This is a genomic window from Pedobacter agri (genome assembly GCF_032678665.1).
Lineage (GTDB): Bacteria > Bacteroidota > Bacteroidia > Sphingobacteriales > Sphingobacteriaceae > Pedobacter > Pedobacter agri_A.
Window position 1 is genome coordinate 110,717 of the sequence record NZ_JAVTSH010000002.1, and the last position, 25,684, is coordinate 136,400.

At 36.4% G+C, this 25,684-nt stretch carries 28 protein-coding genes; 11 read left to right on the forward strand and 17 right to left on the reverse strand.

The window, feature by feature from the left end:
- Positions 1 to 14 precede the first annotated feature (14 nt).
- From R2Q70_RS03935 to R2Q70_RS03960, 6 genes are all read right to left on the reverse strand, one after another.
- Positions 15 to 971 carry a zinc dependent phospholipase C family protein gene (locus R2Q70_RS03935; RefSeq protein ID WP_316806354.1) on the reverse strand — a complete coding sequence of 319 codons (957 nt, stop codon included), beginning with the start codon at positions 969 to 971 and terminating at the stop codon, positions 15 to 17.
- 62 nt (positions 972 to 1,033) lie between these two features.
- Complete coding sequence (locus tag R2Q70_RS03940; protein ID WP_316806355.1) at positions 1,034 to 1,486, reverse strand: DUF1569 domain-containing protein; 453 nt, start codon at positions 1,484 to 1,486, stop codon at positions 1,034 to 1,036.
- 23 nt (positions 1,487 to 1,509) lie between these two features.
- The gene (locus tag R2Q70_RS03945) at positions 1,510 to 2,730 is read right to left on the reverse strand and encodes a hypothetical protein (protein WP_316806356.1); all 1,221 of its coding nucleotides are present in this window, start codon (positions 2,728 to 2,730) and stop codon (positions 1,510 to 1,512) included.
- Positions 2,720 to 5,092 carry a DUF2339 domain-containing protein gene (locus tag R2Q70_RS03950; protein WP_316806357.1) on the reverse strand — a complete coding sequence of 791 codons (2,373 nt, stop codon included), beginning with the start codon at positions 5,090 to 5,092 and terminating at the stop codon, positions 2,720 to 2,722. Before R2Q70_RS03950 ends, R2Q70_RS03945 begins: the two co-directional genes overlap by 11 nt.
- 91 nt (positions 5,093 to 5,183) lie before the next feature.
- The gene (locus R2Q70_RS03955; RefSeq protein WP_316806358.1) at positions 5,184 to 5,567 is read right to left on the reverse strand and encodes a VOC family protein; all 384 of its coding nucleotides are present in this window, start codon (positions 5,565 to 5,567) and stop codon (positions 5,184 to 5,186) included.
- 159 nt (positions 5,568 to 5,726) lie between these two features.
- Positions 5,727 to 6,482, reverse strand: coding sequence for a helix-turn-helix domain-containing protein (locus R2Q70_RS03960; protein WP_316806359.1), 756 nt, complete (start codon positions 6,480 to 6,482; stop codon positions 5,727 to 5,729).
- A 131-nt stretch (positions 6,483 to 6,613) separates the two neighbouring features.
- On the opposite strand from R2Q70_RS03960, the gene R2Q70_RS03965 reads away from it, so the two are divergent.
- Entirely contained in the window at positions 6,614 to 7,054 is a 441-nt protein-coding gene (locus R2Q70_RS03965; RefSeq protein WP_316806360.1) for a DUF4395 domain-containing protein, read from the forward strand.
- A gap of 1 nt (position 7,055) precedes the next feature.
- Here the strand turns inward: R2Q70_RS03965 and R2Q70_RS03970 are convergent, their stop codons facing one another.
- The 4 genes from R2Q70_RS03970 to R2Q70_RS03985 form a co-directional block, all read right to left on the reverse strand.
- Positions 7,056 to 8,087, reverse strand: a complete 1,032-nt coding sequence (locus tag R2Q70_RS03970; protein ID WP_316806361.1) for an Atu2307/SP_0267 family LLM class monooxygenase — start codon at positions 8,085 to 8,087, stop codon at positions 7,056 to 7,058.
- A gap of 83 nt (positions 8,088 to 8,170) precedes the next feature.
- Positions 8,171 to 8,851 (reverse strand): hypothetical protein, encoded by a 681-nt coding sequence (locus tag R2Q70_RS03975; protein WP_316806362.1) that lies wholly within the window; start codon positions 8,849 to 8,851, stop codon positions 8,171 to 8,173.
- A gap of 136 nt (positions 8,852 to 8,987) precedes the next feature.
- Positions 8,988 to 10,844, reverse strand: coding sequence for a Fe-S protein assembly chaperone HscA (gene hscA, locus R2Q70_RS03980; RefSeq protein WP_316806363.1), 1,857 nt, complete (start codon positions 10,842 to 10,844; stop codon positions 8,988 to 8,990).
- 468 nt (positions 10,845 to 11,312) lie between these two features.
- Positions 11,313 to 12,536: a glycosyltransferase family 4 protein gene (locus R2Q70_RS03985; protein ID WP_316806364.1), complete on the reverse strand. Its 1,224-nt coding sequence runs from the start codon at positions 12,534 to 12,536 to the stop codon at positions 11,313 to 11,315.
- 188 nt (positions 12,537 to 12,724) lie between these two features.
- Here R2Q70_RS03985 and R2Q70_RS03990 point away from each other — a divergent pair, with 188 nt between their 5' ends.
- Positions 12,725 to 13,306 carry a tRNA-(ms[2]io[6]A)-hydroxylase gene (locus R2Q70_RS03990; protein ID WP_316806365.1) on the forward strand — a complete coding sequence of 194 codons (582 nt, stop codon included), beginning with the start codon at positions 12,725 to 12,727 and terminating at the stop codon, positions 13,304 to 13,306.
- Between the two features lie 76 nt (positions 13,307 to 13,382).
- Here R2Q70_RS03990 and R2Q70_RS03995 read toward each other — a convergent pair whose 3' ends face one another.
- The 4 genes from R2Q70_RS03995 to R2Q70_RS04010 form a co-directional block, all read right to left on the reverse strand.
- Positions 13,383 to 14,456, reverse strand: coding sequence for a DUF3810 domain-containing protein (locus R2Q70_RS03995; protein ID WP_316806366.1), 1,074 nt, complete (start codon positions 14,454 to 14,456; stop codon positions 13,383 to 13,385).
- Between the two features lie 3 nt (positions 14,457 to 14,459).
- Positions 14,460 to 14,696, reverse strand: coding sequence for a Txe/YoeB family addiction module toxin (locus tag R2Q70_RS04000; protein WP_316806367.1), 237 nt, complete (start codon positions 14,694 to 14,696; stop codon positions 14,460 to 14,462).
- Between the two features lie 67 nt (positions 14,697 to 14,763).
- Positions 14,764 to 14,964, reverse strand: coding sequence for a DUF2683 family protein (locus tag R2Q70_RS04005; protein WP_316806368.1), 201 nt, complete (start codon positions 14,962 to 14,964; stop codon positions 14,764 to 14,766).
- A gap of 33 nt (positions 14,965 to 14,997) precedes the next feature.
- Positions 14,998 to 16,332, reverse strand: a complete 1,335-nt coding sequence (locus tag R2Q70_RS04010; RefSeq protein WP_316806369.1) for a dihydroorotase — start codon at positions 16,330 to 16,332, stop codon at positions 14,998 to 15,000.
- Between the two features lie 378 nt (positions 16,333 to 16,710).
- On the opposite strand from R2Q70_RS04010, the gene R2Q70_RS04015 reads away from it, so the two are divergent.
- The 4 genes from R2Q70_RS04015 (at position 16,711) to R2Q70_RS04030 (ending at position 19,434) form a co-directional block, all read left to right on the forward strand.
- Positions 16,711 to 18,057: a DEAD/DEAH box helicase gene (locus R2Q70_RS04015; RefSeq protein WP_316806370.1), complete on the forward strand. Its 1,347-nt coding sequence runs from the start codon at positions 16,711 to 16,713 to the stop codon at positions 18,055 to 18,057.
- Positions 18,057 to 18,329, forward strand: a complete 273-nt coding sequence (locus tag R2Q70_RS04020) for a hypothetical protein (protein WP_316806371.1) — start codon at positions 18,057 to 18,059, stop codon at positions 18,327 to 18,329. Before R2Q70_RS04015 ends, R2Q70_RS04020 begins: the two co-directional genes overlap by 1 nt.
- A gap of 133 nt (positions 18,330 to 18,462) precedes the next feature.
- A complete protein-coding gene (gldC, locus tag R2Q70_RS04025; protein ID WP_010602534.1) occupies positions 18,463 to 18,798 on the forward strand; it encodes a gliding motility protein GldC in 336 nt (111 codons plus the stop codon).
- 222 nt (positions 18,799 to 19,020) lie between these two features.
- Positions 19,021 to 19,434, forward strand: a complete 414-nt coding sequence (locus R2Q70_RS04030) for a hypothetical protein (RefSeq protein ID WP_124914864.1) — start codon at positions 19,021 to 19,023, stop codon at positions 19,432 to 19,434.
- Here the strand turns inward: R2Q70_RS04030 and R2Q70_RS04035 are convergent.
- Positions 19,424 to 19,927: a lipocalin family protein gene (locus tag R2Q70_RS04035; protein ID WP_316806372.1), complete on the reverse strand. Its 504-nt coding sequence runs from the start codon at positions 19,925 to 19,927 to the stop codon at positions 19,424 to 19,426. The genes R2Q70_RS04030 and R2Q70_RS04035 overlap by 11 nt on opposite strands.
- A 159-nt stretch (positions 19,928 to 20,086) precedes the next feature.
- Here R2Q70_RS04035 and R2Q70_RS04040 point away from each other — a divergent pair, with 159 nt between their 5' ends.
- On the forward strand, positions 20,087 to 20,767 hold the full coding sequence (locus R2Q70_RS04040) for a class I SAM-dependent methyltransferase (protein WP_316806373.1): 681 nt from the start codon (positions 20,087 to 20,089) through the stop codon (positions 20,765 to 20,767).
- A gap of 1 nt (position 20,768) precedes the next feature.
- On the opposite strand, the gene R2Q70_RS04045 is transcribed toward R2Q70_RS04040, so the two are convergent.
- Together R2Q70_RS04045 and R2Q70_RS04050 are read right to left on the reverse strand one after the other, a co-directional pair.
- Complete coding sequence (locus R2Q70_RS04045; protein WP_316806374.1) at positions 20,769 to 21,155, reverse strand: hypothetical protein; 387 nt, start codon at positions 21,153 to 21,155, stop codon at positions 20,769 to 20,771.
- Between the two features lies 1 nt (position 21,156).
- Positions 21,157 to 21,636: a methylated-DNA--[protein]-cysteine S-methyltransferase gene (locus R2Q70_RS04050; protein ID WP_316806375.1), complete on the reverse strand. Its 480-nt coding sequence runs from the start codon at positions 21,634 to 21,636 to the stop codon at positions 21,157 to 21,159.
- Between the two features lie 275 nt (positions 21,637 to 21,911).
- On the opposite strand from R2Q70_RS04050, the gene R2Q70_RS04055 reads away from it, so the two are divergent.
- The 4 genes from R2Q70_RS04055 (at position 21,912) to R2Q70_RS04070 (ending at position 25,310) form a co-directional block, all read left to right on the forward strand.
- Positions 21,912 to 22,577 (forward strand): heme exporter protein CcmB, encoded by a 666-nt coding sequence (locus R2Q70_RS04055; protein ID WP_316806811.1) that lies wholly within the window; start codon positions 21,912 to 21,914, stop codon positions 22,575 to 22,577.
- 141 nt (positions 22,578 to 22,718) lie between these two features.
- Positions 22,719 to 23,381, forward strand: coding sequence for a cytochrome c biogenesis protein CcsA (gene ccsA, locus R2Q70_RS04060; protein ID WP_316806376.1), 663 nt, complete (start codon positions 22,719 to 22,721; stop codon positions 23,379 to 23,381).
- A gap of 155 nt (positions 23,382 to 23,536) precedes the next feature.
- Positions 23,537 to 23,755, forward strand: a complete 219-nt coding sequence (locus tag R2Q70_RS04065) for a CcmD family protein (RefSeq protein ID WP_316806377.1) — start codon at positions 23,537 to 23,539, stop codon at positions 23,753 to 23,755.
- Positions 23,756 to 23,888: 133 nt separating this feature from the next.
- Positions 23,889 to 25,310, forward strand: a complete 1,422-nt coding sequence (locus R2Q70_RS04070) for a Glu/Leu/Phe/Val family dehydrogenase (RefSeq protein WP_316806378.1) — start codon at positions 23,889 to 23,891, stop codon at positions 25,308 to 25,310.
- The last annotated feature ends 374 nt before the right edge of the window (positions 25,311 to 25,684 follow it).

A 25,684-nucleotide genomic window follows, 5' to 3' on the forward strand; every position in this document is an offset into this window, starting at 1 on the left:
ATTTCTCTAATAGGCTAAAGTTCTCGACCAATCACAACACCGTTTTTATACTTCTTTTCTATATCTTCCTGTATCTTCTTTTCTTCGGCTGCTAAATCTACTTTAATTAAGTTTTTGAGTTCTGGTTGCCCTGCATCAACCCAGGCAGAATACCAAAATGAACCGATTTTTAGTATCGCCGACCGCATTTGTCGTTCCACCATTTTATTCATTTGATCATGATAGGCTTTCGAATACGCAAGAGAATATTGCTTTAAAACTGTATTGTTTCGTTCTGAAAAACTGAATTTTTTATCAGTAGGGAATGAAGCGGCGAGTTTGGCTTCTAAAGTTAAAACGGTATCAACCAAACTATGAGTGTGTTTTATGATTTTCCAGGCTTCTTTTAATGGATTTTCGATATAAATGGCTTTGCCGACAATGAAATTGTAGCGGGAAGAAAAAAGCTCAGGTAACCTGCTTTCCCAAAAGGCATGAATGCCCACTTGGTTGGTTAACTGGCCATTATGATTGGCGGTGGTATGCAATGGAACATGTGCATCGCCAATATAGTGACCTAAATCTGCAGAATATTTTAAAATTTTTATTGAATCGCGATTAGCGAATGCTTTTACTAGACTAAAGTAGGTGCGTTGAATTTGCCAGGGAACAATACCATTGGCATTTAAATGTTTTTGCCCGTATTTTGTTAGTGCATCATTCCACTTCTCAGGGATGCTATCTATGCTTTTTTCGTAATTTTCTACATCCAGATAATGCCGTGGAGCTTCCAGCGTATCAGCATATCTGCGTTTATCAGGGTCAACTGCATGTTCCGTAATATATTTGACATTCTTTTTGTAGAAACTAATCATACCATTTGGCAAGGTGAATATGGCTAGATTATTAATTCTTTGGTGGGCAAAGAAACCCCAGGAAGTACAAAAAAGAATAGGGATGATTAACGCGATTATTACCGTTAATCTTTTCATAATTAAAGATAATAAATCTTTGAGTGATTTTTAATCTTCTTTCTTGATTAGAATACCTTTATTTAAGCACCAAATTGGCTTAGGTGATGATCTAAATGTTTATAAAACATATTGTTCCATTCCGTTTTTGTTAGCTTTCCAAACGAATGAGATTCTTTTCCATCGAAATGTTTTTCGCCCAATTCCAAGGTTTTGTTTAAGTAATCAATCAATCGTTGTTTCTCAATTGCAAATTGCTTTTCGTCGGTAATTACAAATGATGGGGCTGTTTGACTATTTCTCTTATAAGGTTTTTCGCTTACCACAATGTTCTTTACAAAAGCTTTCATTACCAGTTTCATAAAAATATTTGGCTTTGGATGTTTACCATCGTAAACCAGTTCATAACTTACATTGCAATGCGCCAGCATTTGTGAAACATTCATTTTACCCCAAAGTTGGGGGCTAGATGGCGTAAGTTTGTTGATCCGTTCAATAACTTCGCTGGTTACAGCGGGCAGAAAAATATTTTTCATATGCATTTTTATTTGTTTGAAATTTAATTCCTCAACATTTTAAATGAAAACCAACCCAACAATGCAATAATCACTGCCATTAAAACCCATAGCCAGGCTTTATTTTCAAATAACGGCTTTTCAGTTACGATTGCGTAGGCAGGGTTATTTTCTTCTTTCCCTATCGTTAAAGCGGTTAAATTAGTTGGGATTTTGTTTTCAAATTTATCAATTTCATAACTTGGGGCATTAACCTGATCATTGCCATAGTACAATGCATAGTTTAATTTGGGGTCATCAAAACGGCCTACTAATTCAAAAATATTTCCTTTTAACTCAATGTTGTTTATACGTAGCGGTTTGTTGTCGTTGTTTTGAATGGTTATTTTTATTTGCGAGGTAATGGTGTTGGCAAAGTTATATTCTGATTTTTGCAGTGAGCTAATCGTTCCTTCGAACAGATCGGCATAATTATATTGGGTGCCTTTATCTGTTTTAAAACTATCAGTTGCATATTCAATTTTTATCGGGCGATAAAAATCGAAATCACTTTGCGCATTTAATTTTAAATAAGAAACAGGAAGCGGATTTTCTAATCCCAAAACCACGACGGTTTCCTTGTTAGCAACACTGTTTTTTAAATTTAGGGATTTATATTTAACGTTTTGATATGTGCCTTTTATCGTGTCGGTTTTATTAATCAAAGCCTCTAATAATCCAGGTTTGATGGAACTTTTTACCATCAGCCTATAGTACTTATACTTCGAATCGGGAAAACTAAGACTGGTAAACTGATAATCGGTATTACTGTTTTTTATCGATAAAATCCGATAATCCTTTAAAATAGTAAACCATTCGGTATTGGCATTGCTACCCTCCAGGGTTACCTTCCAATCGAAGTTGGTTTCCTTAAACGAAAGGTTTATCTGATTGATGATGCTGATATCATTTAATTCAAATGTAAAATAGTAGCCATCAGCGTTTGCACTCTCATTAACGGGTCTAAAATCGACCTCTTTCGAAATCACTTTGTCGGCCCGTTGTTTTAAAAGGTAGGGCACTTCAACGGTATCTTTCCCTGAAATTCCGAAAATTCTTAAATCGTCGAAACCCGAATTTGCGTTTTTGTACAATTGGTCTGGCAATTTTAAACTGTGCCATTTAGCAGTTATGCCGGTTAGGTTTCGTTTAAATTTAAAAGTATTGGTTTGTGCTTTTACCACAATTGCAGAGAGCACCAATAATAGAAATATATTAATTTTCATTCTTAGCATCATCGATAATTAAATGTTTGTACTTGTTATAAAGAAATGAAATGATAAGCAATAATACCCCCAGAGATACGAAAACGATTGTTTTTGATATGGTACTTAGTGAATAGATATCGTAAAAGAAAAGCTTAATTAATGTGATTCCAAAAAGAACCATTGCGCCAATTCGGAGGTGTTTTTTGTTCTTTGCCAAACCCATGCCAATTAAAAATAACGAATAACAGCCCCATAAAATGCTCAAACCGAGTTTATAACTGGCTTCTGAATGCGATAATTCAAGTATATTAATTAATTCACTACTTATTACCCATAGTATGGAAATATAAAGCAAGTAATCGAACATTATTTTGAAGTCTTTTTTTAATAAAGCTGATTTTTGCAATTGATAACATTGAACAATCAACAGTGCGAAAAAAGCAATTGAAATGTACCGGATGCCAATATTGAAGACACCAACGGTAAAATACTTGTTTTCACTAAACAGATAAGAATCTCTCAAATCACTCAAATTCAGCAAGCCGAGTGTTAAAAACACAGAGATAACAAGCAAATTGATGGATAAATTCGCAACAGCTAGTTCTTTGTTTCTAATTTTTCTGACATTTATCAGTGTTAAGGCAGATGCAAAAAACAGCGTATAGATATAAATCCAGGCACTTTTAAGGCTATAATAATTGTAATTATACTGAACATTGTAATCAACATATTTCCCCGCCTTTGTTGTAATCTTTGTAGTATCTAACAGATTACCGAAGTGTTTTTCAATCTCAATTCTAAACGTGAAATAGATTACAAAGAGTAATATTGATGGGATGGCGTAGTTTAAAATCTGGCGCATCCATACCCATTCTGCCGGTTTTTCGCTTTCCTTTTTATTTACCCTGAACATCCAGGTGAAACAAGCAATAAATATGGCAGCGGTTAGGAAACCTACATTTATAATGGGCTTGATCGACCCATTAGCAGTGGGCAGGTTGCTATAAGTAAACCAGTCTTGTAGTAAACTAATGAACGCTAAAAATATAATAGGGAATGATAGTTTCTCATAAATTAAGATCACTTTCACTCTACCCAGGTAAAATAATACTGCAGCTTCTACACTCCAGAAGATGGTTACCCAGCCGCCATCTAGTTGAACAGGAACGGCCATGGTAATAAATGTAATCACCATTGCCAATATCAGGTAGAATAAATTTCTATCGGCAAGTTCCTTTTTATAGATAATTAAGCTTACGATAAAATGAATTACTGCGTTGGCCAACGTAAACAAACCTAATAATTCAACACTGTTTTTATTTTGCGATAGGATGAGATAACCAATTCCATAATAAACAAATGAGTTTAAAAGTATAATCACCACATCACTAAAGCCAAAAATTTCTTTCTTGGTTAGCTTATAAGCCAGGTTCGTAATATAAAATATGACAAAGAATAGAGTTGAAAACAGCAATGATAAGGCGAAAAACTTATTGTCATTACCGAGGTCGAGCCTCCAGGCTAAAAAGATTATCCATGTTAAGCCAAAAGAGGCATAAAATAGCGGCTTCCAATATTTTTTGAAGCTTAGAATCAGAATTCCAACATTAATAATGGCCATGTAGGTGAACAACACGCCAACTTTACCAGATCCATCGCTTAATAAAAATGGAACGGCATATGCACCAACCAAACCGATATGCGCAATAACCTGTTTGTTGTATTTTATTGCTGCCACAACAGTGAAGGAAGTGAAGACCACCATCAACAAAAAGGCAAGAGCTTGTGGAATCAGTGCATAAAAATCATAAGCAGCATAAGTAATAAAATACATGATGGCTATTGCTCCACTCACTAAAACCGCCGAAAAGTTTTCATATTTTTCTTTCAGCCTAATGGCAAACGCCATTAAACCTGCACCAACTGCGTAACCTAAAATTATCCGTGTTAGTGGGCTGATCATGTCATGGTCGATGGCATATTTTGCACCAATTGCTACACCTAAAATTAGAATCAGTATACCAATTTTACTAATTAGGTTCTCGCCAATGAATTTTTCAAAGTCAGATTTAACCATGTTTTCACGCTTAAACCGATCGGAAAAGTTACTTTGCGGTTGATTTGAAGGCGGTGGAAATGAGGCCGGAACTGGCTGCGGTGTTGCAGATTGTTGACTTATAGTGCTGGGAGGTGTATTTCTTGGCGGCGGCACAATAGCGGGTTCAGGTGCCTGCACGGGTTTTGTAGGCGTAAAGCCCGGCGATTGCATGGCCTTCACTTCCTGTTTTAGCGCCTCAATTTCTGCCTCAAAACCTTGTTGCCTAAGTAATAAATTTTCGAGCTTAACTAATAGTAAATTTAATCTTTCGGAATTATCCATTCTATATTTTTGGTGCGTAACTTATTTAATAAATATAGGAATGAATTTTACAAGGTTAGTGAAAAATTATCGCTTACTTTTAGATGTGAAATTATTTTTCATCTTGTGGAGCATAAGTAACGATATCAATTCCAACTCCATTTGGGTCTTCAATGGCAAAATGTCTATCGCCCCAAGGTTCGTTTCTAATCTCAATTTTGATGGAAATATTTTGCTTTTTTATGCGCTCATATATCTCATCAACGTTATCAACCTCAATGGTTAAATACATTCCCTTACCAAGAAACGGCTTATGAAAAAATGATTGCTGACTTGGGTGATTAGGCAAAAGAAAACTAATTTCAGAGCTTTTATCTGGCGTGTGCAAAAGCAAATAAAACTCGTTTTCGAAAGTGATTCCAAAATTTAAAACTTTAGTATAAAAAGCCTTGCTTTCGGCTATTTTATCTGTTACAATTCCTGCATTTAGTTTCATGGTGTGCTGCTTTTTTATATTTAACTTGTTTTGCGAAAATACATTGCCACATAAGAACAATAGTATTAAAAGAGTTAAAATTCTATTTTTCATCCTCTTAATTATTTAAATCAAAGTTGATGAAAATGAAAGCACTAAGATTGTAAAAAACGGACAAACTTATTTTCGGAATGCATGATTTGGCGTTACACCATAGAAATTTTTAAAATTTTTGATAAAATGAGCCTGGTCGTAGTAGCCTTGCTCCAAAAATAACTTATTCGATTTTAAACTTTGGATGGATGGTTTCGCCTTTAAGATGTTTTGAAAACGAACCACCTGGCTAAACGTTTTCTGGCTATCGCCGATATAAAATTCGAATAATCTACGGAGTTGCCTGGAGCTTAACCCAACATCTAAATCTTTTTCGATATTCAACACACCGAAATTTTTTAATATGATATTTATGGCATTCTGTACCCTGTTATCATAATTAAAAGAATGTTGATTGATGTAATTTTTAAAAAAAGTATTCAACAAATGAGCTCTTTGAGATTTGTCTAATTCATTGGAAAAATTATCAGAAATAAACTTAGAAATTGATGGTGCAACAGCATCTAGATTTTGAGCATGATTACTTAAATCTTTAGCGTTGATGTTAAAAAGCGCCGGGAACATCGTTGGTAAAAATCTTATACCAATATAATGAAACACATTCTCTAACTCAAACTCTGTATATTTTTTGCAAAAGCCCATTACAAAACTTTCATCAGGATTATTTAAGTCGAAAAAAATATCAATACATCCATCGGCCACAACTCTATAATTAAATTGCTCCGCTAACGGTTGATTTGTTTCTAATTCCCAAAAGCAATAAATGTACGGTTGAAGCTGGATATCGGGAAGAATCTCATTGTAATTTACAGCATCGGCCATTTGTTTAACGGTTGGCTGTATGGGCGTGTAAAGATTCCTAATATTAAATTGACTTTCCAATTGAGATAAAATCGATGTATGATGACTTAGAAAATCTAAATTTCGTAAATTCGAATTAAAAAAAACACTTTATGGATTTATCTTGTCCAATTTCGGTAGAGAGAATTAATGAAAATGTAGTTAGGATTATTGCTTTTATGGTTGCAATAATTGCGGTTTGCTGCATTTTATTTTCGAACTATTGGGCAATATTTTTTTTGGCATTCGATTTTGGGATGAGGGCATTTACGAATGGAAAGCTTAGTTTTTTGAAGTTTTTTGCAATGAAAATTTCGAAGGCGATGAATTTGAACCCAAAACTGACAGATTTGGCACCTAAAAAATTTGCGGCAACCATGGGCTTTGTTTTTTGCCTTTTGATTACCGCTACATTTATATTCAATTTTTTTCCAGGAGCAATTATTCTCACATCAGTTATGACGATTTTTGCCCTACTAGAAAGCCTTTCTGCTATTTGTATTGGTTGTTATGTTTATACTTTTTTACAAATACTGAAAAACGATAAAGCATAATTTACTTCTTCAAAGCTTCTCTAACTTTTGGTGCAATCTGTGTCCCGAAGATTTCAATTGATTTCATCATGGCTGCATGAGATGGGCCACCAACATCCATGTGTGCTGAAAAACGCGTTAAACCAAAGCTTTCCTTCATGGCCAAAATCTTATCAATTGATTCATTAGCGTCGCCAATAATTAAAGCACCATTGCTTCCTCTTCCGGCCTCAAATTGGCTTCTTTGAAATGGTGGCCATCCACGAGTTTTGCCAATTCTATTCATTTGTGCAGAATATAAGGGGAAGTAATAATCAGAAACCTCCTGGCTATTATCGCCAAATAACGAATGCATGTGTACACCAACTTCAAATTTATCCATATTATGGCCATAAGCCTGATATACTTTTTTGTAGTAATCGAATAATGGCTTAAATTGTATCGGCTGTCCACCGATGATAGCAAACATTACCGGCAAACCTAATCTGCCAGCACGTTCAACTGATTCTGGTGTTCCGCCAACGGCCACCCAGATTTTTAAGTTATCATTAACTGCTCGTGGTAAAATCTCCTGATTCGCCAATTCAGGACGGAATTTTCCTTTCCAGGTTATTTTTGGCGCTGCGTTTATTTTTAAAAGCAGTTCTAATTTCTCTTCATAAAGCTCGTCGTAATCCTGAAGATTATAACCGAATAATGGAAATGATTCGATGAAACTTCCCCGACCAGCCATTAGCTCTGCTCTGCCGTTCGAAATTAAATCTACGGTAGCAAAATTTTGGTAAAGTTTTACAGGGTCTGAAGAACTTAAAACCGATACCGCACTGCTTAATTTAATGTTTTTGGTAACTGTTGCTGCTGCAGCTAAAATAATTTCAGGACTCGAAACGGCATAGTCTGGACGGTGGTGTTCGCCAATGCCGTAGAAATCTAATCCTACTTCATCCATTAATTTAATTTCTTCTATAATTTCCTGAAGCCTTTGTTGTGCGGGTTGAATTTCTCCTTTTGCATTTATTTGCAAATCGCCGAACATGCCGATACCTAATTCCATATTGCTAAAATTTGTTAAACAAAGTTAATAGGATAGGAGCAGCGAATTTTTGATGTATGGTAAGAAAGTAAAATCAAAACTTGTTAAGCAATCCAGGTATCTTGAATTTGATCAATTATCCATTTTTCATTCCTTTTTTTGATGAAAATTGTAAATCCTTCCCCACATCTACTGCCACAATAATAAGCAGCAGTTAAAACGCCAAAATTTCTTTTTTTATCAAAATAAATCCTTGAGATAGCGAACGAACCAGAAAAGCTTGAACCATATTTGCTGAAAACGCCATCATCCTTATTTATTTTAGGCATTTTTAATGAATTTCGAAGTCTGAATTTCTTTTTTGTCCTGAAGTTTTGATGGAGAATTGTTAGCGACTCATTTCGTCGCTCTCCCTTTTCATTTTTGATTTTAAAATGAGTAAATAATTCCTTTTTATATTTTTCATTAACATCTTCTAAAACAGGATTAAACTCCACGTATAGGGTACTCGTGTCCTTATCTAAAGAATCCAGTCTTTTTTTAAAAATAATTGAATCCTTTGCTAAATCGGAAGAATCAAATCTGATGAACTTATGATTTTTATCATAAATTGATTTAGGTACAGGTGGTCGAAATTCATAGACCCTCAAATCCATGCAGGCTGTGTCAATTAGCGTAGGGAGAAGTGCAATTATAATATTTTCTTCCTCCTTATCCTTATCTTCTTTTGTTTGGCAGCTTGCCAAGAGAAATAATAAGAGCATAACAGAATATAAACTTTTCATGTTAGATTTTATGGAGTGATGAATATATCCACATTTTTCCATAAATAAATCAAATTTGAAACGAGACATAAAAGGTGATGACGTTAAAATGCGTTAGCAGATAATATCATCAGACTTCAGACTGCTGACCTCTAAACTAATCTATCTTCTTCCCCTTCATCGCGGTAGAGATTGCGGCATCCATCACACGCTCTGCAAACGGACGGGTAAATTCGTTCAGCTCATCGGCTTTTTTCAAAATTGTATCTTTTTCTTGTGATGCTAAAGCTGTTTTCAAAGCCTCAATATGAACTTTAGTTTCAGAAATTTCTTCTGAAGTTAAGTGCTCTGAATGTTTTTCAATGAAACGTTCGGCTGTGTAAAGCAGTTGCTCGCCCTCACTACGGGCTTCAATCAGCATCCTTTGTTCTACATCACTTTGTGCGTGTTCAATGCTATCCAACAGCATTTTCTCCACAGTATCATCGCTCAAGCCATAGCTTGGTGTAATTTCAATTTCCTGTTTCACTCCAGAACGTAATTCAATCGCCTGAACAGTTAAAATTCCATCGGCGTTGAGCAAAAAATTAATATCTACTTTCGGTAAACCCGCAGGCATCGCCGGGATTCCTTTCAAATCAAATTCAGCCAATTTGCGGTTCTCTTTCACCAAATCGCGTTCGCCTTGATAAACCGAAATTTTCATGTTCACTTGTCCATCAACAGAAGTGGTATATTGGCGTCCGGCTTTAGTTGGAACTTTGCTGTTACGGGCGATAATGACATCCATTAAACCACCCATGGTTTCAATACCGAGTGATAGTGGAGTAACGTCCAATAGCAAGATATCAGAACGATTTCCAGCCAACACATCAGCCTGAATGGCTGCGCCTAAAGCTACAACTTCATCAGGATTGATATTATCCTGAGGTTTTTTGCCAAAGAAATTTTCTACAGCTTGTTTCACAAATGGCGTACGGGTAGAACCACCAACCAAAATCACTTCATCAATATCAGCAGCAGTTAAATCGGCATCTTTCAAAGCATTTTTACACGCCGTGATGGTTTCTTCAACTTTTGTAGAAATCAATTGTTCGAAAGTCTGTTTATCTAAAGTACACCAGATTTCGCCAACTTTTTCGTTGTATAAATTTTGGGTAGATAATGCTTTCTTAGCGGCTTCTGCCTGCAAACGCAGCGTTTGCATCAAAATAGTATCTTCAGCTAAAGCCTTAATATCTAAGTTGTTTTTTTCAATCCAGTGATTTAAAATCGCCCTGTCGAAATCATCGCCACCTAAATAAGTATTTCCATTAGTTGCCAAAACTTCAAAAATTCCATTTTGAATTTGCAGGATAGAAACATCGAAAGTTCCTCCGCCCAAATCGTAAACTGCAATGGTTTTTTGCTGCGATGGATCTAAACCAATTCCGTAAGCCAAACTTGCAGCTGTAGGTTCGTTTACAATACGCATCACATCCAGGCCAGCGAGTTTACCCGCATCACGTGTTGCCTGGCGTTGGCTATCGTTAAAATAGGCCGGAACAGTAATCACCGCCCTGTTTACCGGAGTTTTCAAAGCATGTTCCGCTCTTGCTTTAAGTTCCTTTAAAATCTCTGCCGATAACTCGATTGGGGTATAAAAACGGTTTCCTGCTTGGATTTTTACCAGTGAATCCGAATCATCATCAATAATTTTGTAAGAGAAAATATCTTTATGTTCTGCCACATCTTTGTAAGAACGACCTAATAATCTTTTTACAGAAAATATGGTATTTGATGGGTCGGTAGTTAAAAATTCTTTCGCCTCGTTACCTACAACGGTTTCATTTTGACTGTTGAAATACACCACCGATGGCACCAAAATTCCTTTGCCAGAATCGTTAATTACTTGTGGATTTTTATCAGGATTAATGAAAGCCACCAGACTATTTGTGGTACCTAAATCTATTCCAACTATAATTTCTTCCTTTTGAAACGAACCTGTAGCAAGGTTAATTGATATTTTTGCCATGGGGCGAATTTACGGAGATTGTTGCAATGTTTTAAGGTTGAAATGTTTTAATGTTGTAAAGAAAGTCTGAAAGTTCCTAGGTTCAAATTCTAAAAAAAAATAGCTTAAAAACCTTAATTCATCTTATGATTCAAGAATTTTAGTTGGAAATGATTGGTTCGGTATTCCTTAGGAAGCTGTAGCCCTGCTGTACACTATAGCCGCTCCCGATTGAAAATATCGGGAGCGGGCTGCCGTTTCCATCAGGTTTATAAACAAAGACAGCGGCTTTTAGGGAAGAAAACCACTCTAACCATTCAAATCATGTTTTAAGAATTTTATCTTAACCTCATCGTCGCTGAATTTATTTCAGCATCTTTTTTGTATGAAAAGCCTTGAAATAAATTCAGGGTGACGAACACCCTAATTAAATAAAAAAAAATTCTTAACGCGAACTATATCTTCGGACTTCAGCCTAAAGACCTCGGACTACCTCTTATTTTTCTCCTCAATCCACAACGACATATACTTTGTACTTTGAACCGTATGATGATTCAAAATCTGGCCAATAAAATTCTGCTTGCGATGTGAAGTTAAATCCAATTTTTCAATTAGGGTAATAAATTTATCAGCAAAATGCGAAGCAGAATAGCGCTCATTAATAATTTTCACTCCATTTTGTTGCGCTGATATCCAGGCAGCTTTATCATTGTACAACAAAACTGCTTTCTGAATAAAATCATCCAAATCATCTTCAATAAATCCATTCCAATCTAACGAACCTTTCATCGCTTCTGCACCTACAGATGTAGTGACCGATGGCGTACCAACCTGCATCGCATCAATAAATTTTCCTTTTACACCGGCTCCAAATTGGATCGGAGCAAGCAAAATCCGGTGCTTTGAAATTGTCTCCTGAGCATCAGCCGCTCTTCCGCGGATAAAAAATCTTTCGTTTTTATTCTCCAATTGCAGAACTTTTTGTGAGGGGTAAGCGCCATAAATATTCATGCTTACACCAGGCAATTTCTTCCTTAATGCTGGCCAGATTTTAGTTTTTAAAACCTGAACAGTATTCCAGTTCGGTTCGTGGAGGAAATTTCCGATGAAAACAAAATCTGCCCGGTCTTCGAACAAATTCCAGCTTTTAACATTATCTGCGGTAATTTCATTTTCCAGAAATGGGAGGTAATAAAGCAACGAGGAATCGATTTTAAAGGTCTCTTCCAGGATTTTCATTTCCACTTCCGAGATGATTAATGAAAGGTCGCAACGTAAAATGGAAGCAATTTCTCGTTTGGCGGTGTCAGAAAATAAATCAATTTCTGTTTGTTTTTTATCACTTTGCTGACGGGCATTTCGCAGGCAATGTAAATCTTCGGTATCTAAAATTTTAAGTGCATCCGGACATTCCTGCTGTACCCGCCATCCGTATTGTTCCTCCACCATGAATCGATCGAACATTACCATTGTTGGGTTCAATTCTTTTAAAAATGAATTAAAGCTTCCGTCGTTGAGTTTTATTTCTTGTTCGGTAACAGCAATGCCAGAGAAATCATAACTAAAATCACTTTTTGAAGCTGCAGAGGCAAAAGTGATTTCATAACCACTGCGCAAAAATAAATCAATTAATTGAATCATCCTTGTTCCTGCAGCCGAAGAGGTGGGCTCAGGCCAAACTAACCCAATAATCAATAATCTTTTTGTACTCATGGTTTAAAATTTGTGCAAAATAAAGGTTTTTTATTTGGGGTGAATTCATTTTTCGCAGATTTGAGCAAATAAGGTTCGCAGATGAGCGCAGATTTAATTAAGGATAAAATTCCATTTCAATCAGTGGTTTTTAAATCTCCGTTGATCTGCAGGAAATTCTTAATTTTGCAGCTCAAGTACACCACCACATGTTAGGATTAAAATTATTGACAGACCCCCGTTGGGCAAATATTGCAGAATCGAATTTAGAGGAAATTTTGTCTGACCATGCCTGGTGTGAACAAAAAGCAGCCTCGAACGCCATTACTTTAATTACACAAAATTCTGAACATCAGGATTTAGTGGATGAATTAACAGCTATCGCGATTGAAGAAATGCAGCATTTTCAGATGGTAATTGAAATCATTAAGCAACGCGGATATACGCTTAGCCGAGAGCGTAAGGATGATTATGTGGGTCGTTTAGTAAAGTTTAGCAAAAAAGACGGAAGCAGAAACCAGGCATTTATTGATAGGTTATTGTTCGCTGCAATGATCGAAGCCAGAAGTTGCGAACGTTTCCGTGTACTTTCTTTAAACATTAAGGATGAAGAATTGGCTAAGTTTTATCATGAGTTAATGGTATCTGAGGCTGGTCACTATACAACATTTTTGAATTTTGCCCGTAAATATGCTGTTGATGTTGATGTAGAAAAACGCTGGAAAGAATGGTTGGAGTTTGAGGGCGAGTTGATCCAAAGTTTTGGAAAGAAAGAGGCGATACATGGGTAGCGTGTTGCGGGTTACAGGTTACAGGTTTGGAGACCCAAACTTTAACCTTAAACTTTCAACTTTCAACCTTTAACTTTCAACCTTCAACTTTCAACTCATTCCTATGTATATTCCACAGCCAAATTACAATATCTTGATAGCTGTTGATTCCTTTTTTCTGGTTATTGAGTTTTAAAAAACTGTCAAAAGCGGCATCCATATAGCCGAACATGTCGCCGTTATATTTTCTCCAGAACTCTTTTTCGGCTTTAAAATCAGCTAACACACCAGCGGATAATTTATCATGAAGAAGCTTGTAGTCATCGGGAGATTTCATCCTGATTTCGAACAGAATATACCTCAACATCTCGTAATTGGCAGAATATTGATAATTTATATCAGGGCTATTGCTTGCCGTTAAATAACCCAAAAGGTTAGCTTCGTCTTCGTAGGCAATACCCAATTGGTGCGCAATTTCATGGCAGGAAACGTAAGGTTTTACAAAATCAGGAAGATTCATATTCATATTTGCCTCGCCTGTTAATGGCGCATAATAGCCCTCAATTCCAATTTTGCTTATTATCCAGGAGTTTAAAACTGATTTTAAACATAGGTTTTGATAACGAAATAATGAATTTTGTTTCTCCATCAAATTGTAAGCCTTTGCTGAATTCGTCTCTAGATCACTAATGGAATATGTTGGGACTTTAGTTTGTTTCAGTTTTAAGTTATTCGTTTTATTGACAAAATAATCACCTAATAAAACCAATTCTTTTACGCTATATTTTTCGTTTCCGATTCCTAATTCATCACTTATACTTGGTCTGCTGTAATTTAAACCCCAAACCAATTTGAAGATGATGTAAAGAATTAAACAAAAGTTTAAAATTTGAAGCGGAACGATAACTCTGTGCGCTCTAACTAAGTCTTTTCTCCTTTTAACAAACTTGATGATCTTGTAAAGGATAAACCCGATTATCAAAGCGTAAACGATATCGCCGATAGCAAAAGGAAAAATTGTTGAGATAAACCTCAATGAAGAAGATATGTATGGATAGATGCCTGTTGAATAATATTTCTGGACGTATGCAGGGAAGAGCCCGAAAATGAAAATCAGAATGGATGTACTGACTACAATGATTGTTTTTTTTAATATTGAATGGTTTATCATTTACTATTTGTAATGACCTCTTAAAGAATAAATATTTAAAACATTGTTTATTACATCGTATATAATTCTATGTTCTTCATTTATTCTTCTTGACCATTGACCTGACAGGTTATATCTCAATTGTTCTGGTTTACCAATGCCCGTGTAAGGATTTTCTTGAATGGCTAGGATTAATTGTTCAATCTTTTTTTGAATTGCCTGATTTCTTCCAGAATTCAAAGTCAACAATTGCCTGTTCATGTAATTCTATTTGCATACCAATAGCTAGATTAATTGGGATGCAATAAAATAGGGTAAGACTAGAAGATTATTTCCACATAGTTTTAGTATCGATAATTTTTCCCGACTTGCCAGATTTTCTGGCATTTACTCCTTGTAAAACTTTATTTACAAACTCGGGATTATAAGGGCTTTCTTCAGTTTCAAAATCAATTTTTAAAACTTTCATCACTGCTTTCAGAGCAGTAGCTTGTTCTTCGTTTTTAGGATGTGCGATTAAAGTTTCCATTTTGATATTGCTTAATAAACAAATATAACAAATCTATCTGGCAAAAGTTAGGCGCTTACCAATCTGGTCGGTAGTGAATTTGCCTTTTTGATAGGCTAAATTTCCTGATACGAAAGTGTGTGTAATGCTGGCTTGAAAAGTATCACCATCAAAAGGACTCCAGCCACATTTGTAAAAATTGTTGAGCTTGGTAACTTTCCACGAGTCTTTCAAATCAACCAAAACCAAATCTGCCCAATAACCTTCACGGATGAAACCACGTTTTTCGATATCAAAGCAAATGGCCAGATTATGGGCTGTTTTTTCCACAATTTTTTCTAAAGAAATTTTGCCTTGCAAATGCATTTCCAATAAAGCAGGCAAAGCATGTTGAACCAACGGGCCACCCGATGGAGCCTGTGCATAAGGTTGGTTTTTTTCTTCTAAAGTATGTGGTGCATGGTCAGTAGCAATAACATCGATGTGATCACTCAAAACACCAGCTAATACTCCATTTTGGTCTGCCTCTGTTTTAACCGCAGGGTTCCATTTTATAAAATTTCCCTTTGTGGCATAATCTTGATCATTAAACCAAAGGTGATGAACGCAGGCTTCGGCGGTAATTTTTTTATCTTTTAATGCGATGGTATTATCAAATAAAGCAATCTCTTTAGCCGTGGAAATATGTAAAATATGTAAACGTGTCTGGTATGTTTTTGCCAATTCAACGGCTAGCGATGAAGATTTATAACAAGCCTCAGCACTGCGGATGAGCGGATGCATGTCGATGGTTAAATCATCGCCGTATTTAGCTTTAAATTCTGCCAGGTTATGACGGATAGTTGCCTCATCTTCACAGTGTGTAGCCACCAAAATGGGTGCCTTGCTGAAAATGTTCTCTAAAGTTTTTTCATTATCAACCAGCATATTCCCGGTTGATGAACCCATGAAAACCTTAATGCCGCAAACATTTCTGGCGTCCGTTTTTAAAACTTCTTCAATATTATCATTGCTGGCGCCCATGTAAAAGGAATAGTTGGCTAACGAAGTTTCTGCGGCAATGGCGTATTTATCGGCCAGTAAATCTTGCGTTAAAGTATTCGGAACAGTGTTTGGCATTTCCATAAAAGATGTTATTCCGCCCGCAACTGCAGCCATGCTTTCGGTGAAAATATCGGCCTTATGTGTTAAACCCGGCTCACGGAAATGAACCTGGTCATCAATCATTCCTGGTAAAAGATATTGGCCCTCGGCATTAATTTCCGTTGCACCTGCAGCAGAAAGATTATGACCGATTTTTGCAATAAATCCATCTTCAATTAATACATCTGCCACAATTTTTTGTCCTTCGTTTACAATTGTGGCGGCTTTTATCAGGTAAGAATTCATGGTTTCAAAGGTAGTGTTTTAGTAGAAAGTGGAAAGTAAAAAGTGGAAAGTAAAAAGGCGAAAGTAAAAAGTAGAAAGTATAAAGTAACGAGATTGGGCGGATGAAAGGTGCGGATTAGGTTTGATGTTGCTGTTTTGAGTTAAATAAACCTGATAAAGTGGAAATACTTTTTGGGGCAGGTCTTCACGATGCTTGCACAAACAATCGCAAAAAGATTGGAACGGTAGCAGGACTATCGAAGCCAAAGAATCACTGGAATTGCTTTACCCTTAAAACACTTTAAAGTGTTCGTCTTTATATTTCAGACTCGCGACTTCAGACTCCGAACTTCAGACTAATTTAAGCCTTTCGGCTTAAAAAACCTATCTTTGTGCGCTATGGCAAAATCGTTCGAAGAATTTAAGTTAAACAGGCAAATTTTAAATGCAGTTGCCGATGCAGGTTATACCGTTGCCACACCTATACAGGAAAAAGCAATTGCACCGGTTTTATCGGGACAGGATATTTTTGGTATAGCTGAAACCGGAACCGGTAAAACTGCCGCTTTTGTTTTGCCAATTTTAATGCAACTGAAATACGCTCAGGGCGAAAATCCGAGGGCTTTGATTTTATCGCCTACACGAGAGTTAGCGATGCAGATTGCCGAGCAGGTGAAGTTATTTTCCGTTTACACAGATTTACGTTCGCTGGTTATTTTCGGCGGAATTGGTCCGAAAACGCAGAAAGAACAAATTGCCAAAGGCGTAGATATTCTAATTGCCACACCGGGAAGATTCCTTGATTTATATTTGGCAGGAGATATCAATACGCAAAGTTTAAAATTTTTGGTGTTAGATGAGGCCGATAAGATGATGGATATGGGCTTTATTGGCTCCATTCACCGGATCTTAGAAATCGTTCCACGTAAGCGTCAAAACTTATTGTTCTCTGCAACCATGAGCGATTTAGTTCAAAAAATTGCAGGAGATTTTCTGAACAATCCACTGGTAATTGAGGCATCGGCACAAGCTACACCAGCGGCAAACGTAACGCAAACTTTATATTACGTTCCGAATTTTAAAACCAAAATTAACTTATTGCAGCATTTGCTAAAAAATGATGAGACTTTTAACCGTCTGATTATTTTTTGCAAAACGAAAACAGTTGCTGATAATATTTTCAGTTTTATTGAGCGAAGATATGGTGCTGATAATGTTCGCGTAATACATGCCAACAAAGGGCAAAATACCCGGATTAATTCGATTAATAGTTTTAAAGAAGGCAATATTAGGGTTTTGGTAGCTACGGATGTGGCCAGTAGGGGCATTGATGTGAGTGATGTGAGTCATGTGATTAATTTTGATGTGCCGATAATTATCGAAGATTACGTACACAGAATTGGACGTACAGGTAGAGCCTTTGCCAAAGGAGATGCGATTACTTTTGCTACCGATGCGGAGAAATATTACATCCGCAAAATTGAAAAATTGATCCGCCAGTATATTCCTGTTGCTGAAATTCCTGAAGGTGTGTATGTTGAAGAAACACCTTACGAGGAACGCCAACATATCGCAAGGGAAATTGATATGCAAAAACGCAAGGAAGATCCTGATTTTAAAGGCGCTTTCCACGAGAAAAAACATGCTGCAGCGATTGATAAGAAGGCTAGAGAGAAAGCGAAGGCAAAAGCGGGAAAAGAAATCAAAAGTTTTAAAAAAGGTAAACGTTTCGATAAGAAAAAGTAATGAAATTGAGGATTACACCTTTGAATATTATTGGTGCTATAGGTTTAGGTTTAGCGGCATTTAATATTTTAAGTGAAAAGGATACAGCACCACGGCAGGTAGATATGAGCGGTTTTTACCTGCTGATATTAGGTTGCCTGATTCTGGTCACCTTTGTTACCGATTTGATTTTTCGTTTTACGCTAAAAGATTTGAAAAGGATCTGGATTGTTGAATCTGTTTTTATTCTATTTACAGCAATACTGATCTTAATCATTCAAAAACTAACGTAAAATATTTGTAATCATTAAACGCTGCAGACTATTCAATCTGCGGAATCGCTAAAATTTAATCATCTTTGCACCCGTAAAGATAAACCGATAATCTGTGTAATCCTTTTATCGGTGTAATCAATTCTAAAAAAAAATGAAGACAGCAGAAATAAAACTAACAGTAGAATTAGATGAGGCCAACAATCCCGATAACATTCTTTGGGAAAGTACAGATTCAGGAAACGCTGATAAAGTGCCGGCAAAGGCCATGTTTTTATCGGTTTGGGATCATAACTATAAAAACACTTTGAAAATAGACCTTTGGACAAAGGATATGCCTGTTGATGAAATGAAACGTTTCTTCTACGAAACTTTGCAAACCATGGGCGATAGTTTTTTAAAGGCTACAAATGAAACTTTGATTGTTGAAGATTTACGCGATTACTGTGCACACTTTGCAGAGAAGATGGGGATTATTGAGGGACAGTAGGTTGAAGGTTGAAGGTTGAAGGTTGAAGGTTGAAGGTTGAAGGTTGAAGGTTGAAGGTTGAAGGTTGAAGGTTGAAGGTTGAAGGTTGAAAAAATAAGCCAAACAAGTTAGTCAATTTTTGTTTACACTAAACAACTAAACAACTAAACAACTAAACAACTAAACAACTAAACAACTAAACAACTAAACAACTAATCAACCAACTAAAAAACAAAAACAAAAATGTTAATACTAAATAAATTCAGGGCTTGGTTAGGCATTTTATTATGCGTTATTGCAAGTTTCTGCCCGATGTTAAAAGTGCCTATAAAAGGCAACTGGAACTTGTATCAGTCTGATGCTCGTTTGTTTATAATTACTTACGCGATTCTTGCACTTTCTGTTTTGATACTTTTTATCAGAAAAGCCGGAGCATTTCGTTTCATGAGTTTTGTAATGGCAATCTGGTATGTTTTAGCGGTTGGGGCAGTTTATTTTACAGCAAATAATTATACCAAATATGGCTTCGCGAATAAGCTAATAGGCAAAGTTGTTCATTTCCAATGGGGATGGATTGTACTCTTAGTTGGTGTAATTTTTATGCTGTTCAGCACTAAACGAGGCGAAAAAATCGTAGTCCAGAATACTAGTCTTTAAATTGTGAAGTAAGCTTATTCACTTCATAACCTTTGGCCTTACAACGGGCCACAATTTCATCATGAGTTTTTTTCGGCATGGTTTGATTACGGCTCATGATGAACAAAAACTTATGATCCGGATGGCCAACAACTACATAAGAATAATCATCCGCCAGTTCAATAATCCAATAATCTATCTTTATTGGCCATACAAATTGAGCTTGTAACTCTCCATTATTTCCCTCTTCCGATGGAAACATTTTTGAATTTCTTGAATAAACCTTCTCATCGTTAGGTTTCTTATAGGTAGTTAATACGTTATAATAACCTTCCTTATTCAGCGTATATTTTGTCGTGGTTTCTCTACTTCCTTTATCGAAAATTGTTGGAATGGAGTATAGTGAATACCAGGTGCCGGAGTATTTTTTCAAGTCGAGTTTAGCTACAGGAGTATTTTTCTCTATTGGTAAATAGGTAAGCAAGATTAAAAATATTGAGCATATTGTTTTCATAACATCGGTAGGTTTTGATGTTACTTACGCATTATTGCAATTTGTGGTTCTAAACAGTGTAAAATTTATGCTGCTTTTTTCACAATTGAGATACAGTTTTGACTTTATGGTAAGATATTGTTGACTAGCTGATTAAATTAGGGTAAGCAAAATTTACCCATGACTTTTGACGAAAAAAAAGATTTAATCGGCTGGGACATTACGAATTGGTTTAAAGCTATTCCATATTGGGAGAGGCATATTAAGATTGAAACGAGAGATAAGGTATGTTTGGAGCTTGGCGCCAGCAATGGCGGCTTGTCGCTTTGGATGGCAAGACATTTTAATACCGTAATATGTTCTGATTTAAAATTGCCAGGAGCAGCTGCTTTGAAAATACATTCGAAATATGAATGTAAAGACCGCATTCGCTACGAAGCTGTTGACGCAACAAACATTCCTTACGAAAACTATTTCGACGTAGTGGCTTTTAAATCAATTGTTGGCGGAATAGCTGGGTTTTATGGCAGCAATGCATATAAAGCCAAAACCATTAAACAAATTTATAGGACATTAAAACCTGGAGGAACGCTGGTTTTCGCTGAAAATTTAAAAGCAACCAGGTGCCACGCATTTCTAAGAAAGCATTTTGGAACCAAAAACTGGAATTACCTGCACCTTGATGAATTAAAAACTGTGTTTTCTGATTTTAAACAGGTTCAATACACCACAGTTGGTTTTTTTGGTTGCCTGGGAAGAACTGAAAAACAGCGAAATATCCTCGGAAAAATTGATTCATTTATTGAGAGATTTATACCATGCAGCTGGCATTATATCGTAATTGGTGTTGCCAAAAAGTAAATTAATGGGCAGTAAAATAATCTTCAGCTTCATCTGCCAAAGGAATGTAAATCCGTTCCCATTCATTACCATCTAAAATTTCCCAGCTATGGCCATCGCCTAATGTATCTGCGGCTATTAAAATTATTCCCGGCTCAATGATAAAACTCTCTCCATTGGTAACTGAAAATTTAAGTTTACCCTTTATTGTAATCACATACTGTCTTCGAGGTGCCGGATGTGGGCTATGCTGTAGCGCAACATCATTTTTTGCGAAAAAATGGCTGGCATTGATGTGTTGCAGCACAGGTATTTTTCCAATCTCGAAACTGCATTTGCCATCTTCGATATTGATTAAACGAATTGCTTTTAAATAATTTTTGGTATCGGCTTGATCTAATGTATTCATGTTAAAATTTTAATGCTGTTTGTCCTTGCTGTGAAATCTCGCGTTCGTGTTGTAATAGCCACTGTTTTCTCCATAAACCACCAGCATAGCCTACCAGTTTTCCGTTGCTGCCAATTACTCTATGGCAAGGAACCACTATCGCTATGTTGTTTTTTCCATTGGCTGCGGCAATGGCTCTGATCGCCAAAGGGTGATGTGCCGAAAATTTCGCGTATGAAATGGTTTCGCCAAAAGGAATGCTCAATAAATTCTGCCAAACGCCTTGTTGAAATTCAGTGCCTTTTTGATTAATGGGAAAATCGAAATCTTTTAGATCTCCACGAAAATAAGTCTCTAATTGCTGTGCAGCGTTTTTAGTTAATTCATTTTCGCTTAATCCATCAATGTTTTCTTCTGAAAAAGTGATTGCGCATACGAACTCATCATCAGCTAAGATGGTTAACTTGCCAATTGGCGATTCAATAGTCGATGCGTATTTCATAATTTTTTGCCACGGAAGCACGGAGGTCACGGAATGAAATAAATTAATTTTCCGTGTATTCTGTGTTTCCGTGGCTAATCTTTTTTGACTAATTTTTAAACAATGTTACAGTTTTTTGCCACGAAAAACACTGAGCTGACGGAATTAAAAGAATATTTTTAAGTGTATTCTTTGTTTCCGTGGCAACCATAACAAAGGCCAAAATTCCAAACAATATTACAACAATCCAACAAATTACCCTCGCAATATTTATCAATAAAAGTATCTTTGCGGTTATGCAACTGGCCAAAGAGGTTAAATATTTAATCCACAAGGAAGTACTGTTAGAGTGGCGCTCCAAATATACCATCAATGGTGTATTGTTATATGTGGTTTCTACTATTTTTACCTGCTATTTATCTTTTGTCAGTTTAAGCGATAAACTTGCCTGGAATGCTCTTTTTTGGATAATCCTACTTTTTGCATCAATCAATGGCGTTTCTAAAAGTTTTCTCCAGGAAACCAAAGGACAACAATTATACAGTTATATCCTGGCTAGTCCAGCTGCGGTATTAATTTCTAAAACAGTTTATAATATCATATTGATGCTGGTATTAACCACCATTGCATTGGGTTTTTATACACTGGTTTTTGATTCATTTACACCTCCCGATTTATTGCTCTACTATGTTGCTGTCGTACTGGGAAGCATCAGCTTTTCAACGGTTTTCACCATGGTGTCGGCGATTGCAAGTAAAGCTGGCAATGGGGGAATGCTGATGGCAATTTTAAGTTTTCCTATTATTATTCCGGTATTGATCCTTCTAATAAAATTAGCTAAAAATGCTGTCGATGGCTTGCCATGGGAGAATAGCTATGATGAAATAGGGATGCTTCTCGTTGTGAATGTGCTTACAGTTGCCACTTCATTATTGCTATTTCCTTACCTTTGGAGAGACTAAAAAATTAGTGAATGAGAGAATTAGTGAATGAGAGAGTGGGAATATAAATGAGAGAATGATAGAATGAGTGAATTTTGAATGAGAGAATGGGAATACAACATTCATTAATTCAATCATTCACTAATTCAAAAATAAATACATATGAATAAAACTTGGTGGAAAATTTTAGGTTCAGTACTGGTAATTTATACTGCAATTGCAGGTTTGTTACTTGGCGTGCCCCGTTTGCCTATTTTAAATGAATCAATCCGCAATTTGTATTTCCACGTACCGATGTGGTTTGCAATGATTGTATTGTTCTCAATTTCTGTTTTCTACAGCATTAAGTCGTTAAGTTCTAAAAGTGAAATTGATGATTTAAAAGCAGTTGAAAGTGTAAATGCAGGTATCATTTTCGGTCTTTTAGGTTTAGTAACCGGAGCCATTTGGGCAAAATACACCTGGGGCCAATTCTGGAGTTTCGATCCTAAACAAAACTTTGCCGCCATTTCCGTTTTACTGTATTTTGCCTACTTAATTCTTCGCAATGCGATAGACGAGGAACAAAAAAGAGCTAAAATTTCAGCGATCTATAACATTTTTGCTTTCCCAATGATGGTGGTTTTATTGTTCGTTTTGCCACGGTTAAAAGATTCGTTACACCCTGGTAACGGCGGAAATCCAGGTTTTAATAGTTACGATTTAGATAGCCGTATGCGCATGGTTTTTTATCCGGCCTGCCTGGGTTGGATATTAATTGGCTATTGGGTTTACACCATTCGTTTCAGATTACGTTCTTTAGAAAACAAACAACAACACAATTGAAGGATTAAGGAGCAAGGACAAAAGATCAAGGATCAAAGATAAAAGACAAAAGATCAAAGATTAGTCTTACAATCATTATACGTTAACTTTTCAACATTACAACCTTCACAATAACCTTTCAACATTTAAACATTTCAACTCAGCACAAAATCAACATGAAAAAGATAATATTCTCACTAATATTAATGTTAACCACCATCCAACTTTTCGCTCAGGATAATGGCGTAGAGATGGCCGATACACTGCGTAGCAATGGTAAAATTTACGTTGTGGTAGCCTGTATCGTTATAATTTTAGTTGGTTTATTGGCTTATCTATTCTCGATTGATAAAAGATTAAAAAAAATCGAAAAAGAAAACTCACCTAAAAACTAAGTTTAAACTGTTTAAAGCTGTTTTTCTTTAACAAACTTACTGGTGTTTGCTATACACTAAGTGTTTTTTCATTTGGATATATGCGGTTTTTTTAGGCAATTTTGCGGCATACTTAATTCATAAAAAATAAAAAATGGCTAATCTAGCAGACGAGAACAAGTTTTTTGCAGATGTATGCAAAAACTTTGACAGTGCGGCTCAATTCACCAACCATCCTGAAGGTTTATTGAACCAGATTAAAGCGTGTAATAGTGTGTATCGTTTCCAGTTCCCAATTCGTCGTGGAAATGGTTTCGAAGTAATTGATGCATGGCGTGTAGAGCACTCGCATCACATGAGCCCAACCAAAGGTGGTATTCGCTATAGCGAAATGGTTAACGAAGATGAAGTAATGGCGCTTGCAGCCTTAATGACATATAAATGTGCCATCGTAAACGTTCCATTTGGTGGTGCAAAAGGCGGTATTAAAATCAATACTAAACAATATAGTGTAGCTGAGTTAGAAACCATCACCCGTCGTTACACTACAGAATTAATTAAGAAAAATTTTATTGGCCCTGGTATCGATGTTCCTGCTCCTGATTATGGATCTGGCGAACGCGAAATGAGCTGGATTGCAGATACGTATATGACCATGAATCCAGGTCAGTTAGATGCTTTAGGCTGTGTAACGGGTAAACCAATTGCATTACATGGTATCCGCGGACGTAAAGAAGCTACCGGTCGTGGTGTGGCTTATGCCGTTCGTGAGTGTGTAGATGTTGCTGAAGATATGGCTAAAATCGGTTTTAAGGCTGGTTTGGGCGATAAAAGAGTGATTGTTCAGGGTTTAGGTAACGTTGGTTATCACTCTGCAAAATTCCTTGCTGAATTTGGTGCAACAATTGTTGGTTTATGTGAGTACGAAGGTGCAATTTACAATCCAAATGGCTTAAACGTTGATGAGGTTTTTGCGCACCGCAAAAATACCGGTTCAATTTTAGGTTTCCCTGGTGCAACTGATTTCAAAAATTCAATGGAAGGTTTAGAGCAAGATTGCGATATCCTGGTTCCTGCAGCTTTAGAAAACCAGTTCACAGAACACAATATTCGTAACATTAAAGCTAAAATTATCGCTGAAGGAGCAAATGGTCCAACTACGCCAGAAGCAGAAGCAATTTTTACGGAAATGGGCGGTATCATTATTCCAGATATGTATTGCAACGCCGGAGGTGTTACAGTATCTTATTTTGAGTGGTTAAAAAACCTTTCACACGTGGCGTTCGGTCGTATGGAAAACCGTTATGCGGCAAATTCAAACGCTAACTTAATTGCAACGTTAGAAAATTTAACGGGTAAAACCATCCTTCCTGAACACCGCTTAATGATTGTTAAAGGTGCTTCAGAAATTGAATTGGTAAACTCTGGTTTAGAGGATACCATGATTCATTCGTATCACGAAATTCGTGAAACCAGAATGGTTAAGCCAGATACGAAAACATTAAGAACAGCTGCTTTTGTGAATTCAATTGATAAGATTGCAGTTTCATATATGAACTTAGGCGTTTGGCCATAGCCTAATTGCCTTCATTGCGAATCTCGATTTTTCTTCGAGATGTAGCAATCTCATTCGAAAGCGTTGTAGAATTATCTGCAACGCTTTTTTATTTTGAAAATGGATGGTTCCGTGTTTTGTAGGGTAGGGCTGGTCCCGCTTTCGTTCCAATCTTTTTAAAACAAATTCTGTCATTCTGAGGCACGAAGAATCTGTGTCATCGGTTGCAGATGCTTCGTACCTCAGCATGACAATGATATTTGCGCCACTAAAATTTAAAAAGTATTTCCACATCAATCGGGTTTAAGATCAACGGTCAGTTTAGCAAATTCACCATGAATGTTCGTTATTGTGAGGGACCGCTTATCCCGTCTATTTCGTGAAAGCAATTTCTT

Coding starts and splice junctions, on each gene's coding strand:
- R2Q70_RS03935 (WP_316806354.1), bottom strand. CDS start 971: ATGAAAAGATTAACGGTAATAATCGCGTTAATCATCCCTATTCTTTTT.
- R2Q70_RS03940 (WP_316806355.1), bottom strand. CDS start 1,486: ATGAAAAATATTTTTCTGCCCGCTGTAACCAGCGAAGTTATTGAACGG.
- R2Q70_RS03945 (WP_316806356.1), bottom strand. CDS start 2,730: ATGAAAATTAATATATTTCTATTATTGGTGCTCTCTGCAATTGTGGTA.
- R2Q70_RS03950 (WP_316806357.1), bottom strand. CDS start 5,092: ATGGATAATTCCGAAAGATTAAATTTACTATTAGTTAAGCTCGAAAAT.
- R2Q70_RS03955 (WP_316806358.1), bottom strand. CDS start 5,567: ATGAAACTAAATGCAGGAATTGTAACAGATAAAATAGCCGAAAGCAAG.
- R2Q70_RS03960 (WP_316806359.1), bottom strand. CDS start 6,482: ATGGCCGATGCTGTAAATTACAATGAGATTCTTCCCGATATCCAGCTT.
- R2Q70_RS03965 (WP_316806360.1), top strand. CDS start 6,614: ATGGATTTATCTTGTCCAATTTCGGTAGAGAGAATTAATGAAAATGTA.
- R2Q70_RS03970 (WP_316806361.1), bottom strand. CDS start 8,087: ATGGAATTAGGTATCGGCATGTTCGGCGATTTGCAAATAAATGCAAAA.
- R2Q70_RS03975 (WP_316806362.1), bottom strand. CDS start 8,851: ATGAAAAGTTTATATTCTGTTATGCTCTTATTATTTCTCTTGGCAAGC.
- hscA (WP_316806363.1), bottom strand. CDS start 10,844: ATGGCAAAAATATCAATTAACCTTGCTACAGGTTCGTTTCAAAAGGAA.
- R2Q70_RS03985 (WP_316806364.1), bottom strand. CDS start 12,536: ATGAGTACAAAAAGATTATTGATTATTGGGTTAGTTTGGCCTGAGCCC.
- R2Q70_RS03990 (WP_316806365.1), top strand. CDS start 12,725: ATGTTAGGATTAAAATTATTGACAGACCCCCGTTGGGCAAATATTGCA.
- R2Q70_RS03995 (WP_316806366.1), bottom strand. CDS start 14,456: ATGATAAACCATTCAATATTAAAAAAAACAATCATTGTAGTCAGTACA.
- R2Q70_RS04000 (WP_316806367.1), bottom strand. CDS start 14,696: ATGAACAGGCAATTGTTGACTTTGAATTCTGGAAGAAATCAGGCAATT.
- R2Q70_RS04005 (WP_316806368.1), bottom strand. CDS start 14,964: ATGGAAACTTTAATCGCACATCCTAAAAACGAAGAACAAGCTACTGCT.
- R2Q70_RS04010 (WP_316806369.1), bottom strand. CDS start 16,332: ATGAATTCTTACCTGATAAAAGCCGCCACAATTGTAAACGAAGGACAA.
- R2Q70_RS04015 (WP_316806370.1), top strand. CDS start 16,711: ATGGCAAAATCGTTCGAAGAATTTAAGTTAAACAGGCAAATTTTAAAT.
- R2Q70_RS04020 (WP_316806371.1), top strand. CDS start 18,057: ATGAAATTGAGGATTACACCTTTGAATATTATTGGTGCTATAGGTTTA.
- gldC (WP_010602534.1), top strand. CDS start 18,463: ATGAAGACAGCAGAAATAAAACTAACAGTAGAATTAGATGAGGCCAAC.
- R2Q70_RS04030 (WP_124914864.1), top strand. CDS start 19,021: ATGTTAATACTAAATAAATTCAGGGCTTGGTTAGGCATTTTATTATGC.
- R2Q70_RS04035 (WP_316806372.1), bottom strand. CDS start 19,927: ATGAAAACAATATGCTCAATATTTTTAATCTTGCTTACCTATTTACCA.
- R2Q70_RS04040 (WP_316806373.1), top strand. CDS start 20,087: ATGACTTTTGACGAAAAAAAAGATTTAATCGGCTGGGACATTACGAAT.
- R2Q70_RS04045 (WP_316806374.1), bottom strand. CDS start 21,155: ATGAATACATTAGATCAAGCCGATACCAAAAATTATTTAAAAGCAATT.
- R2Q70_RS04050 (WP_316806375.1), bottom strand. CDS start 21,636: ATGAAATACGCATCGACTATTGAATCGCCAATTGGCAAGTTAACCATC.
- R2Q70_RS04055 (WP_316806811.1), top strand. CDS start 21,912: ATGCAACTGGCCAAAGAGGTTAAATATTTAATCCACAAGGAAGTACTG.
- ccsA (WP_316806376.1), top strand. CDS start 22,719: ATGAATAAAACTTGGTGGAAAATTTTAGGTTCAGTACTGGTAATTTAT.
- R2Q70_RS04065 (WP_316806377.1), top strand. CDS start 23,537: ATGAAAAAGATAATATTCTCACTAATATTAATGTTAACCACCATCCAA.
- R2Q70_RS04070 (WP_316806378.1), top strand. CDS start 23,889: ATGGCTAATCTAGCAGACGAGAACAAGTTTTTTGCAGATGTATGCAAA.